12 protein-coding genes are annotated in these 13,737 nt (G+C 66.1%); 4 read left to right on the forward strand and 8 right to left on the reverse strand.

The genetic code is table 11. From position 1 onward, the window contains the following. Window positions 1-13: 13 nt before the first annotated feature. Window positions 14-802: a sirohydrochlorin chelatase gene (locus OVA31_RS01610; protein WP_267629399.1), complete on the forward strand. Its 789-nt coding sequence runs from the start codon at window positions 14-16 to the stop codon at window positions 800-802. Here the strand turns inward: OVA31_RS01610 and OVA31_RS01615 are convergent. The 5 genes from OVA31_RS01615 to OVA31_RS01635 form a co-directional block, all read right to left on the reverse strand. Beyond that, entirely contained in the window at window positions 760-1,755 is a 996-nt protein-coding gene (locus tag OVA31_RS01615) for a sulfate/molybdate ABC transporter ATP-binding protein (protein WP_164309133.1), read from the reverse strand. The genes OVA31_RS01610 and OVA31_RS01615 overlap by 43 nt on opposite strands. A 1-nt stretch (window position 1,756) precedes the next feature. Then, a complete protein-coding gene (gene cysW, locus OVA31_RS01620; protein WP_267629400.1) occupies window positions 1,757-2,686 on the reverse strand; it encodes a sulfate ABC transporter permease subunit CysW in 930 nt (309 codons plus the stop codon). Beyond that, window positions 2,683-3,534, reverse strand: coding sequence for a sulfate ABC transporter permease subunit CysT (gene cysT, locus OVA31_RS01625; protein ID WP_267629401.1), 852 nt, complete (start codon window positions 3,532-3,534; stop codon window positions 2,683-2,685). Before cysT ends, cysW begins: the two co-directional genes overlap by 4 nt. Continuing rightward, complete coding sequence (locus tag OVA31_RS01630) at window positions 3,531-4,589, reverse strand: sulfate ABC transporter substrate-binding protein (RefSeq protein WP_267631365.1); 1,059 nt, start codon at window positions 4,587-4,589, stop codon at window positions 3,531-3,533. The genes cysT and OVA31_RS01630 overlap by 4 nt, the downstream gene beginning before the upstream one ends. 292 nt (window positions 4,590-4,881) lie before the next feature. Next, window positions 4,882-5,082, reverse strand: a complete 201-nt coding sequence (locus tag OVA31_RS01635) for a hypothetical protein (RefSeq protein ID WP_267629402.1) — start codon at window positions 5,080-5,082, stop codon at window positions 4,882-4,884. A 130-nt stretch (window positions 5,083-5,212) separates the two neighbouring features. Between OVA31_RS01635 and OVA31_RS01640 the strand changes: the two genes are divergently transcribed. Continuing rightward, the gene (locus tag OVA31_RS01640; RefSeq protein WP_267629403.1) at window positions 5,213-7,222 is read left to right on the forward strand and encodes a glycoside hydrolase family 15 protein; all 2,010 of its coding nucleotides are present in this window, start codon (window positions 5,213-5,215) and stop codon (window positions 7,220-7,222) included. 38 nt (window positions 7,223-7,260) lie between these two features. Here the strand turns inward: OVA31_RS01640 and OVA31_RS01645 are convergent, their stop codons facing one another. Genes OVA31_RS01645 through lepA form a run of 3 tightly spaced genes read right to left on the reverse strand, consistent with a single transcriptional unit; the run spans window position 7,261 to window position 12,576 of the window. Next, the gene (locus tag OVA31_RS01645) at window positions 7,261-8,550 is read right to left on the reverse strand and encodes a M20 metallopeptidase family protein (protein ID WP_267629404.1); all 1,290 of its coding nucleotides are present in this window, start codon (window positions 8,548-8,550) and stop codon (window positions 7,261-7,263) included. 44 nt (window positions 8,551-8,594) lie between these two features. After that, window positions 8,595-10,640 carry a M3 family metallopeptidase gene (locus tag OVA31_RS01650; RefSeq protein WP_267629405.1) on the reverse strand — a complete coding sequence of 682 codons (2,046 nt, stop codon included), beginning with the start codon at window positions 10,638-10,640 and terminating at the stop codon, window positions 8,595-8,597. A 4-nt stretch (window positions 10,641-10,644) separates the two neighbouring features. Next, a complete protein-coding gene (gene lepA / locus OVA31_RS01655; RefSeq protein ID WP_267629406.1) occupies window positions 10,645-12,576 on the reverse strand; it encodes a translation elongation factor 4 in 1,932 nt (643 codons plus the stop codon). A 47-nt stretch (window positions 12,577-12,623) separates the two neighbouring features. On the opposite strand from lepA, the gene OVA31_RS01660 reads away from it, so the two are divergent. Together OVA31_RS01660 and OVA31_RS01665 are read left to right on the forward strand one after the other, a co-directional pair. After that, window positions 12,624-13,289, forward strand: coding sequence for an alpha/beta fold hydrolase (locus OVA31_RS01660; protein ID WP_267629407.1), 666 nt, complete (start codon window positions 12,624-12,626; stop codon window positions 13,287-13,289). After that, window positions 13,286-13,732 (forward strand): type II toxin-antitoxin system PemK/MazF family toxin, encoded by a 447-nt coding sequence (locus OVA31_RS01665; RefSeq protein WP_267629408.1) that lies wholly within the window; start codon window positions 13,286-13,288, stop codon window positions 13,730-13,732. Before OVA31_RS01660 ends, OVA31_RS01665 begins: the two co-directional genes overlap by 4 nt. Window positions 13,733-13,737: the final 5 nt, after the last annotated feature.

Below are 13,737 nucleotides of genomic sequence, written 5' to 3' on the forward strand. Positions count from 1 at the left end.
GGATTCGGTTACGTTGACCCCTACCCTGCTGCTGGTCGCACACGGCAGTCGTGACGCGCGTTTCCCGGCGACTGCCGGCCGCGTGCGCGACGCCGTCGCGGCCACGCTTCCGGGTGTCGGGGTACGCCTGGCGTACCTCGATCTCAACGCCCCCCTGGTCGGCGATGCCCTCGACGAGATCGCCGGTGATTGTGTGGTGGTGCCGCTGCTCTTCGCGGCCGGTTATCACCAGAAGATCGACCTGCCCGCGATCATCGCCGAGCACGACCGCCCGGGTCGGGTGGTGATCCGATCCGAGGTGATCGGAACGTTCCCGCTGGCGAATGCGCTGGCCGAGCGGCTGTGCGAAGCCGGCTTGGGCGAACCCGCCTGTCGGCGTGCAGGCATCATCCTGAGCGCTGTCGGATCATCGGACCCGGCAGCCGATCGCCACGTCCGACGCCGGGCCATCGAACTGTCGACCTTGCTGAACCGTCCGGTGGAAGTGGTGTTCGCCACCAAGCTCGGACCACGGGAGCACCAGCTGCGCAGCGCGGTTCGCCGACTGCGCGCCGCCGGAGCGGACCGCATCGCGATGAGTCCCTACTTCCTGTCCGCCGGACTGCTCACCGAACGGGTCGAGGCCGCGCTCGATGTCCACGCACCCGGCGCCCTGGTCGCCGGACCGCTTGGCGCCCATCGCGACATCATCGACGCGGTGTGCCACCACTATTGGACTGCGGCCTCCACCCGTACGGCGTTCGCGCAGGATGCTCCCACTCAGGAGTCGGTCAGCGCGGCCACCTTCGTCGCACGCGCGTAGATCGCCTCTCCCGCCTGCAGGTTGAGCGCGTTGGCATCGCCTCGCGTGATCTGCGCCTGGAACTCGTCACCGGTGGTGGCCGCGATCAGCTCGACCCGGGTCTCGAATCCGAGATGGACCACCCGCTGCACCGTCGCCTTGATCACCCCGGTGTCGAGGGACGCATCCGCGGCCGGCAAGGCCATTTCCGGATTGCGGCCGATCCGGATGTCGTGCGGACGCACCAGCTCACCGTTGAGGCGCACGGTGGATCCGAGGAACGACGCCACGAACTCGTTGGCCGGACGGTCGTAGAGGTCATCCGGCGCGCCGACCTGCTCGATCCGCCCCTTGTTGAGCACGGCGATCCGGTCGCTCACGTCGAGCGCTTCCTGCTGATCGTGCGTGACCAGGACGGTGGTGACGTTGACATCTTCATGTAAGCGCCGCAACCACTTTCGCAGATCCTCGCGGACCTTCGCATCCAGGGCACCGAACGGCTCGTCGAGCAGCAGGACCTGCGGGTCCACCGCCAGCGCGCGGGCCAATGCCATGCGCTGACGCTGGCCTCCCGACAGCTGGGACGGGAAGCGCCGCTGGAACACGGTGAGTCCCACGATGTCGAGTAGCTCGTCGACCTTGGCATCGATCTGTGCCTTGGGCCGCTTGCGGATCTTGAGTCCGAACGCGATGTTGTCGCGCACGGTCAGGTGTTTGAAGGCCGCGTAGTGCTGGAACACGAATCCGATGTCACGCTTCTGCGGCGCCGCGCCCGACACGTCGTTACCACTGATGATGACGGTGCCCGAGTCGAGACTGTCCAAACCCGCGATGGCCCGCAGGAGGGTGGATTTGCCTGAGCCCGACGGTCCGAGCAACGAGGTCAACGACCCTTCCGGAATGTCGATCGACACATCGTCGAGCGCCGCGAAATCCCCGTACCGTTTGTTCGCGCCGATAACCGAGATGGACATGTCACACGCCTTCCTTGTGCTGCACGACTTGCTGGGCATCGATGGATGCGGGTCCGTGGGGGACGGTGAGATCGGGTTCGACCTCGGTCTCGGTACTGCCGGTGTAGGTTTCGCTCGCGACGGCGTACCGGCCCTTTGCCCGCCGTTCGATGAGCGTCATCGCCACCAGGACGAGGATCGCCACCAGCATCAGCAGCGTCGCCGCGGCGTACGCACCGAACTCGTTGTAGTCATCGGTGTACCGCGAGTTCACCAGGAGTGTCAGGGTCTGCGAGATGCCCGGGAAATTCGACGACACCATCGTCACCGCGCCGTATTCGCCGAGAGCGCGGGCGATCGTCAGCACGATGCCGTAGGTGAGTCCCCAGCGGATGGCGGGCAACGTGATCCGGCTGAAGGTCTGCCACCCGTTGGCGCCAAGGGTCGCCGCCGCCTGCTCCTGCTCGGTGCCGATCTCACGCAGCACCGGCTCCACCTCGCGCACCACGAACGGCAGGGTGACGAACAAGGTTGCCAGCACCAGCCCGGGGAATCCGAAGATGACGCGGAATCCGGTGCTCTCGATCCCGCCGAACCATCCGCCGTAACCCCACAGCAGGATCAGCGCGACACCCGCCACCACTGGTGAGACCGCGAACGGCAGGTCCACCACGGACTGGAGGAAGCCCTTCCCCGGGAACCGGCCGCGGACGAGGGCCAGGGCGGTCACGATGCCGAAGATCACGTTGAGCGGCACCACGATTACCACGATCAGCAAGCTCAGTTGCAGGGCGGCGATGGCCGCCGGGGTGGTGATCCACTCCCAGAACTGCCCGAGGCCGTGCTCGAACGACCGCCAGAAGATCAGCCCCACCGGCACGACGAGAAGGATGAACAGGTAGAGAAGCGCGATGGCGCGCAACGTATATCGCGTGGTTCTGGAGACCTTCACCGATCCTGCTCCTCTCGCATGGACTGACGGCGGCCGACGATCCGCAGGATGAGCAGGGCGACGAAGGCGATCACCAGGAGCATCACCGACACGGCCGCGGCGTTGACCGGCTCGTCGACCTCGATCTGCTGCTGGATGTACTGCGACGCCACCTGGGTGTCGCCGGGGATGTTGCCGCCGATCAGGACCACCGAGCCGAACTCACCGATCGCACGGGTGAAGGCCAGGCCTGCGCCGGTCAGGATGGCGGGCAACAGCGCGGGCATGATGATCTTGGTCCAGATGATCCAGTTGCCCGCACCCAGAACCGCCGCGGCCTCCTCGACGTCGGTGTCGAGTTCGATGAGCACCGGCTGCACCTGCCGCACCACGAACGGCAGAGTGACGAAGGTCAGCGCGATCACCAGTGCCGGCTTCGTCGCATTGAGCTGGATGTCGATCGGACTGTTCGGACCGTAGAGAGAGAGCAGCACCAGGCTGGCCACGATCGTCGGCAACGCAAAGGGCAGATCGATGATCGCATTGACGAATCCCTTGCCCGGGAAGTCGTCGCGGACCAGCACCCAGGCGATCAACGTGCCGAACACGACATTGATGAGCGCCACGACCACGGAGACCAGGACCGTGATCCACAGCGCGTCGAGTGCGTTCGGGTCGGTGACCGCATCCCAGAAGCCGCCCCAACCGTCGGTGAAGGCCTGCGCCGTGATCGCGGCGAGCGGGAGCAGGACGATCACGCTGAGCCACAGCCAGGCGACACCGACCCCGGCAGGCGATACCCCGCTGAACGTCCGGTTTCGCCCGAGGAACCCTCCCGGTGGGGTGGAGTCCACCGTCTGCGTACTCATTGCCGGCCTCCCGCGTTGTAGATCTCGGTGATGGCGCCCTTCGACCCGAACAGGGCCGAGTCGACGGCCTTCCATCCGGTCAGGTCCTTGCCGTCGTTCTCCGCTGCCGTGCCCTCACCGAGCACCGCGCCGAGCTCCTTGATCGTCCAGAGCTTCGCGATGTCGCCGGGGAACAGGCCGTGGGTCCGTGCGATCACGTCCGGCAGCACCGGACGGAAACCCTCCTGCGCCCACAGTTGTTGGGCCGCGGGGGTGAAGAGGTAGTCGACGAACGACCTGGCGCCTTCCTTGTCCGTCGAGGTGTTCACGACGGCGACCGGGTTCTCGATCTTGAAGGTCTGCGATGGGAGGAGGTAGTCGACCTGCTCGTCGGCAGGCACCGACGAGTTGGCCCGGTTGAGCATGATCGCCTCGTTCTCGTAACTGATCAGGACATCGCCCTGCCCTTGCTCGAACGCGGTTGTCGCCTCACGGCCGGACTTGGGCACCACCTTGATGTGATCCCGGACGAGTTCGCTCACGTAGTCGAGGCCCGCCTGGGAATTGCGGCCACCATCGCTCTTCGCGGCGTACGGCGCGAGGAGGTTCCACTTCGCCGATCCCGAACTGCCCGGATTGGGTGTGACGACCTGCACTCCAGGCTTGAGGAGGTCGTCCCAATCCCGGATGTTCTTCGGGTTGCCCTTGCGCACCACGAGGGCCACCACAGAGCCGAACGGAGTGCTGTTATTGGGTGCCTGCTTCTTCCAGTCCTCGTCGACGACGCCCTCTTTCACCAGACGCGTGATGTCGGGCTCCACCGAGAAGTTGACGACGTCGGCCGGGACCCGCCGGGCAACCTTGCGCGACTGATCACCCGAGGCGCCATAGGACTGGGAGAAACCGATGTCATGACCTTGCTCGGTGTCCCGGAACGCGGGGATGATGGAGTCGAAACCGGGCTTCGGCACGGCGTACGCGACGAGATTCAGGTGCCGACTGCCACTCGAGATGTCGACCCCCCCGGGTTCGTCGGTCGAACCGGCTCCACACGCCGTCACACTGGTGATGGCCATGAGTGCGACAGCCGCCACCACGGCGGTTCGCCACCTCCGCACAACCACGGATCTCGCCACGCAATCCTCCCGGACTCACACGCCTGGACCGGGGTGACCGAGCACCTGCCCGTCCGCCCCCGGCACAACCTCGGACGCGTAAACGCTAGCAATGCCGTTTCGGTGTCCTGCGCATGTCAGATGCATGATTTGGGGTGCGCAGTGCGCTGTGCTAGCGGGTGAGCACCCACGCGAGGACCACCAGCACGATCAGGGCGATCAGGGCGAGGGTCACGCGGGAACGGATCATGGCCTAGAGCCCCTTCCCGTCGTCATCGGCGAAGCGTCTGCGATCGAGGACGTCGGAGACCGTATCGACCAGCAGATTGAGGACGGCGGCGATCAGGACCGCCAACGGGATGACGACGATCAGGGTCACCAGGAGCTGCGGGACGAAGGACAGTCCGGTCAGCCACTCCTCGACGCTGTCCCACCAGGCACTCACCGATGTCATCGTTCACCTCTTCCCGCAGTTCGCCCGAATCGGACACCGATCGAGAGTTTCGCTCAGTCTGAATAAAACACCCGACAGTCCGGTCGCCGGTCGAGTGGCGACAACAGGGGCCGATCGCAATGATATAGCCATGACCGTCCCGGAAGACGCCGCCGTCACCGCACTGCCGACCGCGACCGCGTCGCACGGGCCGGATTCGACCGTCACCGAGCCCGAGGCCAAGGCGTTCTCGCCGGCCACGGCGGTGCACAATGCCTTCCCACCCATCGGTGACTACGCCTTTCTCTCCGACACCGAGACCAACTGCCTGATCGCCCGCAACGGGTCCATCGAGTGGATGTGCGTGCCCCGGCCGGACTCGCCGAGCGTGTTCGGCGCCATCCTCGGTCGCAGCGCCGGTCATTTCCGACTGGCGCCGTACGGCGTGAACGTCCCCGTCGACCGTCGCTACCTCCCCGGCAGTCTGATGGTGGAGACCACCTGGCAGACCGAGACGGGTTGGATCGTGGTGCGCGACGCCCTCGTGATGGGTCCGTGGCACGACAACGAGCGTCGCTCGACCACCCACCGGCGCACACCGACCGACTGGGATGCCGAGCACATCCTGTTGCGCACGGTGCGCTGCGTGTCGGGGACCGTCGAACTGTCGATGAGTTGCGAGCCGGCGTTCGACTATCACCGCGGCAACACCGTGTGGGAGTACACGGGACCGGCCTACGGCGAGGCGATCGCGACGGGCACCAACACCACCTCGCCGAGCCCCACCCTGAAGCTCACGACCGACCTGAGGCTGGGACTCGAGGGCCGGGAGGCACGCGCGCGTACGAGGCTCGTCGAGGGCGACGACCGCTTCGTCGCCCTGTCGTGGTCGCGCCAGCCTGCCCCGCAGAACTTCGAGGAGGCGGCCCAGAAGATGTGGTCGACCTCGGAATGCTGGCGCCAGTGGATCAACGCCGGGACCTTCCCCGACCACCCGTGGCGTACCCATCTGCAACGTTCGGCCCTCACGTTGAAGGGGCTCACCTACTCCCCGACCGGCGCCCTGCTCGCGGCCGCCACCACATCGCTCCCGGAAACCCCTGGCGGCGAACGCAACTGGGACTATCGCTACGCGTGGGTGCGCGACTCGACGTTCGCGCTGTGGGGTCTCTACACACTCGGGCTCGACCGTGAGGCAGACGACTTCTTCTCGTTCATCGCCGACGTGTCCGGCGTGACCAACTCCGAACATCACCCGCTGCAGGTGATGTACGGGGTCGGCGGCGAACGCACCCTCGAGGAAGCAGAACTCCACCACCTGTCCGGCTACGACGGCGCGCGACCGGTCCGCATCGGCAACGGCGCGTACAACCAAGCGCAACATGATATCTGGGGAACAATGCTCGACTCGGTGTATCTCAACACCAAGTCCAACGAGGCGGTTCCCGAGACGTTGTGGCCGGTACTGAAGGCACAGGTCGAGGAGGCGGTGAAGAACTGGCGCAAGCCGGACCGCGGGATCTGGGAGGTGCGTGGTGAGCCCAAGCACTTCACCTCGTCGAAGGTCATGTGCTGGGTGGCACTCGACCGCGGTTCGCGGCTGGCCGCACTGCACGGCGAGAAGTCCTACGCCAGGCAATGGGCCGAGATCGCCGACGAGATCCGCGACGACATCCTCGCCAACGGTGTCAACACCCGTGGCGTCTTCACCCAGCGTTATGGCGACGACGCGCTCGACGCCTCCCTGCTCCTCGTGCCGCTGCTGCGCTTCTTGCCCTCCGACGACCACCGGGTCCGCAACACCGTACTGGCCATTGCCGACGAACTGACCGAGAACGGACTGGTCCTGAGATACCGCGTCGAGGAGACCGACGACGGTCTGTCCGGCGAAGAGGGCACCTTCACCATCTGTTCGTTCTGGTTGGTGTCGGCACTCGTGGAGATCGGCGAACTCCCGCGAGCGAAGGCGCTCTGCGAACGCCTGCTCTCCTACTCCAGCCCGTTGAAGCTCTACGCCGAGGAGATCGACGCGAAGACCGGGCAGCATCTCGGCAACTTCCCGCAGGCATTCACCCATCTCGCGCTCATCAACGCGGTCATGCATGTGATCCGGGCCGAGGAGGCCGCGAGTCACGGGACCTTCCAGCCCGCCCACCACTGACAGCAGCGGCGGCGCAATCGAATCCGAGAGTCAGCGGATCACGCCGGGACTTCGCCCACGAGATGGTCGAAAGCCACCTGGACGTGGATGCGCAAACTGTCCACGAGGCAGTCGTCGTCGGCGTAGAAGGCCGGACTGTGATTCATCGCCATACCTCGCCCGCCCTCGACCGGCGCGAGCGATGCGCCGGCGAACTGCGTGTCCTGGGTACCGAAGTTGAGGTACGCACCACCGAAGGCACGCGTGAACTCCGACATGTCGTCATAGCCGAGCATCCCGGGCATCTCCACCAGACGGTCGGGACCGATGACCCGTTTCACCGTCGGCAGGATCGCGTCGATCCACTCTTCGGTGTTGGCCAACGGCGGCACGTACTGCAGATATTCGACCGTGGCACTCGCCCCGTAGGCCGCGGCGTGATGCTCGGCCATTCGGCGGAGGTTGTCCTGCACGGTGCCCATGGAGGTCTCGTCGAGGCAGCGGATGGTGCCCCATAGCGTGACCCGCTCACCGATGATGTTGAACCGGCCGACGTCCTCGACATGACCGATCGAGACCGTCACCGCGTCGGTGGCCGGTACCTGGCGGTACAACTGGCCGGTACCGGAGATGATGTCGGCGACCGCCGGCATCGGATCGATGCCGTACCAGGGCATCGAGCCATGTACCTGCTTGCCCACCACCTCGATCCTCACCAGGCACGACGCCGCGTACTGGTTGCCGATGCCATAGCCCACAACGCCTTTGGGCAATGGGGCGACATGCATGCCGAACATCATCGTCGGGCGCAGGTCGGCGAACGCACCGGCGTCGATCATGGCCTTGGCACCGCCGGCCTCGTCGATCGGCGGCCCTTCTTCGGCGGGCTGGAACACGAACATCACCGTCCCGGGCAGGTCTTCCCGAACCGACGCGAGCACGTCCGCCGCACCCAGCACGGTCGACGTGTGGCAGTCGTGTCCGCATGCGTGGGCCACCGGGAACGGACCGCCCGGATACTCCGAGTCGACGACCGTGGACGCGAACTCGACACCGGAGGCCTCGGCGACCGGCAGAGCATCCATGTCGGCGCGCAGACCCGCGACGCGATCTCCCGCGCGGCCGCCGCGCAGGACGCCGACCACGCCGTGCCCGGCGATGCCGGTGTGAACCTCGTCGAGGCCTGCCCGGCGCAGCCGCTCCGCCACCAGCGCCGAGGTGTTGACCTCGCGGTTCGACAGTTCGGGATGGGAATGGAGGTGGTGGCGCGTCTGGATCAGTTCGCCCAGCGCATCCCGCGCCCTCTCGTCCAGCAGATTTCTCGTGGCGGCAACATCATCGGCACCCATCGCCCCATTGTCGCCGATCAACTGCCGAGACGTCATCGAACACGCTATCCGGTGGCCGCTCCCAGTCCCCGGCGCACCAGCAGCGGACCGATCTCGGGTCGGCGACCGATCAGTTTCTCGTGTGCGACAAGCGGATCGACGCTGTCGCCTCGGGAGAGGGTGGCCTCGGCGAACTTCTGCCCATTGGTGCGTTGCAGACCGCCTTCGGCGAGAAACCACTGCTCGGTCTCGGCGTCGAGAACCTCGGACCAGATGTAGGAGTAATAGCCGGCCGAGTACCCACCGCCGAAGATGTGGTTGAAGTAGGCGCTGCGATATCGCGGCGGGATGAGATCGCCGACGAACCCGGCCGACCGTAGTGCCGCGCGTTCGAACGCCTCGACGTCGTCGACGGTGTCGTCGACGGTGATGCGGTGCCAGGCGAGGTCGAGGACGGCGGCGGCCAGATATTCGATCGTGGCGTGAGCGGTCTCGGTGTTCGCCGACTCGCGCGCCGCCTCGGCCAGCTCGGCCGGGATCGGTTCCCCGGTCTCGTGATGACGTGCGTAGTGCGACAACACGTCCGGGTGCAGCGCCCACATCTCGTTGACCTGCGACGGAAACTCGACGAAGTCGCGCGGCACCGACGTTCCCGACAGCGACGGATAGTCGACCGCCGACAACAGCCCGTGCAGAGCGTGACCGAATTCGTGGAACAGCGTGGTGAGCTGATCCATCGTGAGCAGGCACGGCTTGCCGTCGTCGGGCTTGGTCAGATTGAGGACGTTCACGACGACCGGCTGGGTGGAAAGCACCGTCGACTGGTCGACGATGTTGTTCATCCACGCCCCGCCCCGCTTCGAGGGTCGCGCGAAATAGTCGCCGAGGAACAACCCGACGCTTCGACCACTCTCGCCGAAGACCTCCCAGATCCGGACGTCGGGGTGGTAGCCGGCCAGGTCACCCCGCTCGGTGAATCGCAGTCCGTACAGCTTGCCCGCGGCATGGAACACGCCCCGCTCCAGGACCTTGTCCAGCTCGCAGTAGTTCGCGAAGTCGTCCAGTGGTACAGCGGAGTTCGATCGTCGATCCCGTTCCAGCCAGAAGGTGAGATCGGCGGGTCCGATGTCGTGGTTTGCCAGCTGCGTCAGCCTCGTCAGCTCCCGGCCACCGGCCCGCATCGCGGATTCGGTCAGCTCACCGAGCAACGCGGTCACCGATGCCGGGTCCGGCGCGGTCTGCTCTGCGATCACGTATTCGGCGTGATCGGTGTACCCGAGCAGCCGAGCGCGCCGGGCACGCAGACCGACGATCTCCAGGATCAGTTCGCGGGTGTCATGGTCGTTGCCGCGGGAACAACGGTTGACCGAGGCATCGAAGACCCGTTGCCGCACCGTGGGATCGGTCAGCGAGGTGAGCACTGACTGACTCGTCGGCAATTCCAGCGTGATCAGGTATCCGGAGTCGTGCCCGGCGTCCGCGGCTGCGCGACGTGCCGCACGGATCTCCCCGTCCGACAACCCGTCGAGATCGGCCTCGTTGTCGACCAACACCGCCGAGGCATTGGTGTCGTCCAGGATCCGCTGCGAGAACGTCGTGGTCAGGAAGGCCAGCCGCGACGAGATCTGTCGCATCTGCTCCTGATCGTCGGGCCCGAGGCCTGCGCCGGCGCGGACCGATTCGCGGAACCGCTTGGCCAACAGTCGTTCCTGCGCCTCGGTCAGTGCCAGGTCGGCCCGGCGCTCATGGAGATCGGCGATCCGCGAGAACAGGCGGCCGTCCATCGCGATGGTGTTGGCGTGGTCGGTGAGCAGTGTGGAGAGCTTCTGGGAGATCTCGTTACGAACCGGATTCGTGTCCGGCCCGACCAGATTGAAGAACACCCCACTCGCCCGCGCGAGGTCGCGACCGGAGAGTTCGAGTGCCTCGACCGTGTTGTGGAAGGTGGCCGGGCGCGGGTCGGTCGCGATCGCCTCCACCTCGGCGATCTGGGTCGCCATCGCCTCGGTGAAGGCGGGCAGGAAATCATCGTCGGTGATCGCCGCGAAGTCGGGCAGTCCATGCGGCAGCGTGCTCTCGGCGAGAACCGGGTTGACCTCAGGACGATTCATCAGACTATTTCCCCTTCGGTTTGTCGCCGCCTGCATCGGTGGACAGGGCTGCGACGAAGGCCTCCTGCGGGACATCGACACGGCCGATCGTCTTCATCCGCTTCTTGCCTTCCTTCTGCTTCTCGAGCAGTTTGCGCTTACGGCTGATGTCACCGCCGTAGCACTTCGCCAGCACATCCTTGCGGATCGCGCGGATGTTCTCGCGCGCAATGATCTTCGATCCGATCGCGGCCTGGATGGGCACCTCGTACTGCTGGCGGGGGATGAGTTCCTTCAGCTTGGTCGCCATCTTGTTGCCGTAGGTGTAGGCGCCGTCCCGGTGCACGATGGCGCTGAAGGCGTCGACGGCCTCGCCCTGCAGCAGGATGTCGACCTTCACCAGGTCGGCCTCCTGCTCCCCCGACTCCTCATAATCGAGGCTCGCGTACCCACGGGTCCGCGACTTGAGGGCATCGAAGAAGTCGAAGATGATCTCCGCCATCGGCAACGTGTAGCGCAACTCGACGCGGCTCTCGGACAGGTAGTCCATCCCGCCGAGTTCACCCCGCCGCGTCTGGCACAGTTCCATGATGGTGCCGACGAACTCGCTGGGCGCGATGATCGTCATCTTCACGATGGGCTCGTAGATGTGCTTGGCCTTGCCCGCAGGCCAGTCCGACGGGTTGGTGACGGTGATCTCCGCACCGTCCTCCATGATCACGCGGTACACGACGTTCGGTGCCGTCGAGATCAGATCGAGGTCGAACTCCCGCTCGAGCCGTTCGCGGGTGATCTCCATGTGCAGCAGGCCGAGGAATCCGCAGCGGAAACCGAAGCCGAGCGCCACCGACGTCTCCGGCTCGAATGTGAGTGCGGCATCGTTGAGCTGCAACTTCTCGAGGGCCTCGCGTAGCACCGGGTAATCCGATCCATCCACCGGGTAGAGCCCCGAATAGACCATCGGCCGCGGCTCCCGGTATCCGGTCAGTGCCTGCTCGGCACCGTTGCGCGCGGTGGTCACCGTGTCGCCGACCTTCGACTGACGCACGTCCTTCACGCCGGTGATCAGGTAGCCGACCTCACCGACGCCGAGGCCCTTCGACGGTTTCGGCTCCGGGGACACGATGCCGACCTCGAGGAGTTCGTGTGTCGCTCCGGTCGACATCATCAGGACCTTCTCGCGCGGGACGACGCGACCGTCGACGACGCGCACGTAGGTGACCACGCCGCGATAGGTGTCATAGACAGAGTCGAAGATCATCGCGCGCGCCGGCGCGTCTGCGTCACCGGTCGGCGCCGGGATCTCGTCGATCACCTTGTCGAGGAGAGCACCGACTCCCTCACCGGTCTTGCCGGAGACGCGCAGCACGTCGTCGGCCTCGCAGCCGATGATGTGGGCGATCTCGGCGGCATAGCGGTCGGGATCGGCGGCCGGGAGATCGATCTTGTTCAGCACCGGGATGATGGTGAGGTCGTTCTCCATCGCGAGGTAGAGGTTCGCGAGGGTCTGGGCCTCGATGCCCTGGGCCGCGTCGACCAGCAGGACCGCCCCTTCGCAGGCCTCCAGGGCGCGTGACACCTCGTAGGTGAAGTCGACGTGCCCAGGAGTGTCGATCAGGTGCAGCACGTAGTCGGTGGACGAGCCGTCGGCATCGGTGACGGTCCACGGAAGACGCACGTTCTGCGCCTTGATGGTGATGCCCCGCTCCCGCTCGATGTCCATCCGGTCGAGATATTGGGCGCGCATCGCTCGTTCCTCGACCACGCCGGTGAGCTGCAGCATCCGGTCGGCCAGGGTGGATTTTCCGTGGTCGATGTGGGCGATGATGCAGAAGTTCCGGATCCGCGCAGGGTCGGTGAAGGTGGTGTCGGCGAAGTTGGGAATCGAACTGCTCCTCGGAACGTGCGTGGCATGGTTCGCGGTCGGTGCGGCCGCATGTCCAGACCAGTTTCTCATGCCTGAGCGTGGTGTCGACGTGGACGCTCGCCGCTACCGTGAGTGACATGGCCTCGAGCACCCCTGAGACGACCTCCCACGACACCGGCGGCGTGGTCGCCGAGGTGTCTCGTCCGCCCGGCCAGAACCGCGGCGTGGCCGTTCTCGCGCACGGCGCAGGCGGCAATCGCCACGCGGTGATCCTGCGTGCCATCGCCGCCGAACTCTGCGCGCACGGGCTCGTCGTCGCCCGCATCGACCTCCCGTACCGGCAGCGGCGACCCAAGGGGCCGCCGAGTCCGTCCACGGCTGCTGCCGATCGCGACGGCATCGTCGCAGCCTGCGCAACCTTTCGCGACGAGTCCACCGGCCCCCTCATCGTCGGCGGTCACTCGTATGGCGGCCGACAGGCATCGATGGCGGTAGCCGAGAATCCCGACCTCGCCGACGGCCTGTTGCTCACCTCCTACCCGCTGCACCCACCGGGCAAGCCCGAGCGCCTCCGGACCGAGCACCTCCCCTCGATCTCCGTGCCCACCGTGATCGTCCACGGGAGTACCGATCCGTTCGCGACCCCGGACGAACTCACCGCGGCCGTCGCACTGATTCCGGCACCGGTGCGCGTCGTCGAGATCGAGAAGGTCGGACACAATCTGAACCCTGACCGGAAGCCGACCGCCGCCCTCACGGCCGAAGCGGTCACGGAGACCTTCTTCACTTCGGAGCCGACGTGACCGCCGACCGCGAGACCGGCGGGGTGCAGAGCCCGCCGCCCGGGCATCCGACACACGAGTTGGCCCGGCAGATCCTCTACTCGCCCGACCTCGACGGCGCGGCCGATCCGGGTGAGATCGTCTGGACGTGGGTCCCCTACGAAGACCGCGCGGACAAGGGCAAGGACCGGCCCGTACTGGTCGTCGGACGCGATATCGATGACGCCGACCGTTCCCACCTGCTCGGCCTCATGCTCTCCAGCAAGGACTGGCACCGCGAGGATCCGGATTGGATCTCGCTCGGGACCGGGGTGTGGGATTCCTGGCACCGCGAGAGCTTCGTCCGCCTCGACCGTGTTCTGATGGTCGCCGAACACGGCATCCGGCGCGAAGGGGCGATCCTCGACCAGAATCGTTTCGAGGTCGTCGCCACGCGGCTACGCACCGATTTCGGCTGGCGCTGAGCCCT

It is taken from the genome of Gordonia sp. SL306, from assembly GCF_026625785.1.
In the GTDB taxonomy this organism is placed as follows: domain Bacteria; phylum Actinomycetota; class Actinomycetes; order Mycobacteriales; family Mycobacteriaceae; genus Gordonia.

Excerpts from the sequence above, each read along its gene's own strand:
- OVA31_RS01615 (WP_164309133.1), bottom strand. The coding sequence starts at position 1,755 with ATGTCCATCTCGGTTATCGGCGCGAACAAACGGTACGGGGATTTCGCG.
- cysT (WP_267629401.1), bottom strand. The coding sequence starts at position 3,534 with ATGAGTACGCAGACGGTGGACTCCACCCCACCGGGAGGGTTCCTCGGG.
- OVA31_RS01630 (WP_267631365.1), bottom strand. The coding sequence starts at position 4,589 with ATGGCCATCACCAGTGTGACGGCGTGTGGAGCCGGTTCGACCGACGAA.
- OVA31_RS01635 (WP_267629402.1), bottom strand. The coding sequence starts at position 5,082 with ATGACATCGGTGAGTGCCTGGTGGGACAGCGTCGAGGAGTGGCTGACC.
- OVA31_RS01640 (WP_267629403.1), top strand. The coding sequence starts at position 5,213 with ATGACCGTCCCGGAAGACGCCGCCGTCACCGCACTGCCGACCGCGACC.
- OVA31_RS01645 (WP_267629404.1), bottom strand. The coding sequence starts at position 8,550 with ATGGGTGCCGATGATGTTGCCGCCACGAGAAATCTGCTGGACGAGAGG.
- OVA31_RS01650 (WP_267629405.1), bottom strand. The coding sequence starts at position 10,640 with ATGAATCGTCCTGAGGTCAACCCGGTTCTCGCCGAGAGCACGCTGCCG.
- lepA (WP_267629406.1), bottom strand. The coding sequence starts at position 12,576 with ATGAGAAACTGGTCTGGACATGCGGCCGCACCGACCGCGAACCATGCC.
- OVA31_RS01660 (WP_267629407.1), top strand. The coding sequence starts at position 12,624 with ATGGCCTCGAGCACCCCTGAGACGACCTCCCACGACACCGGCGGCGTG.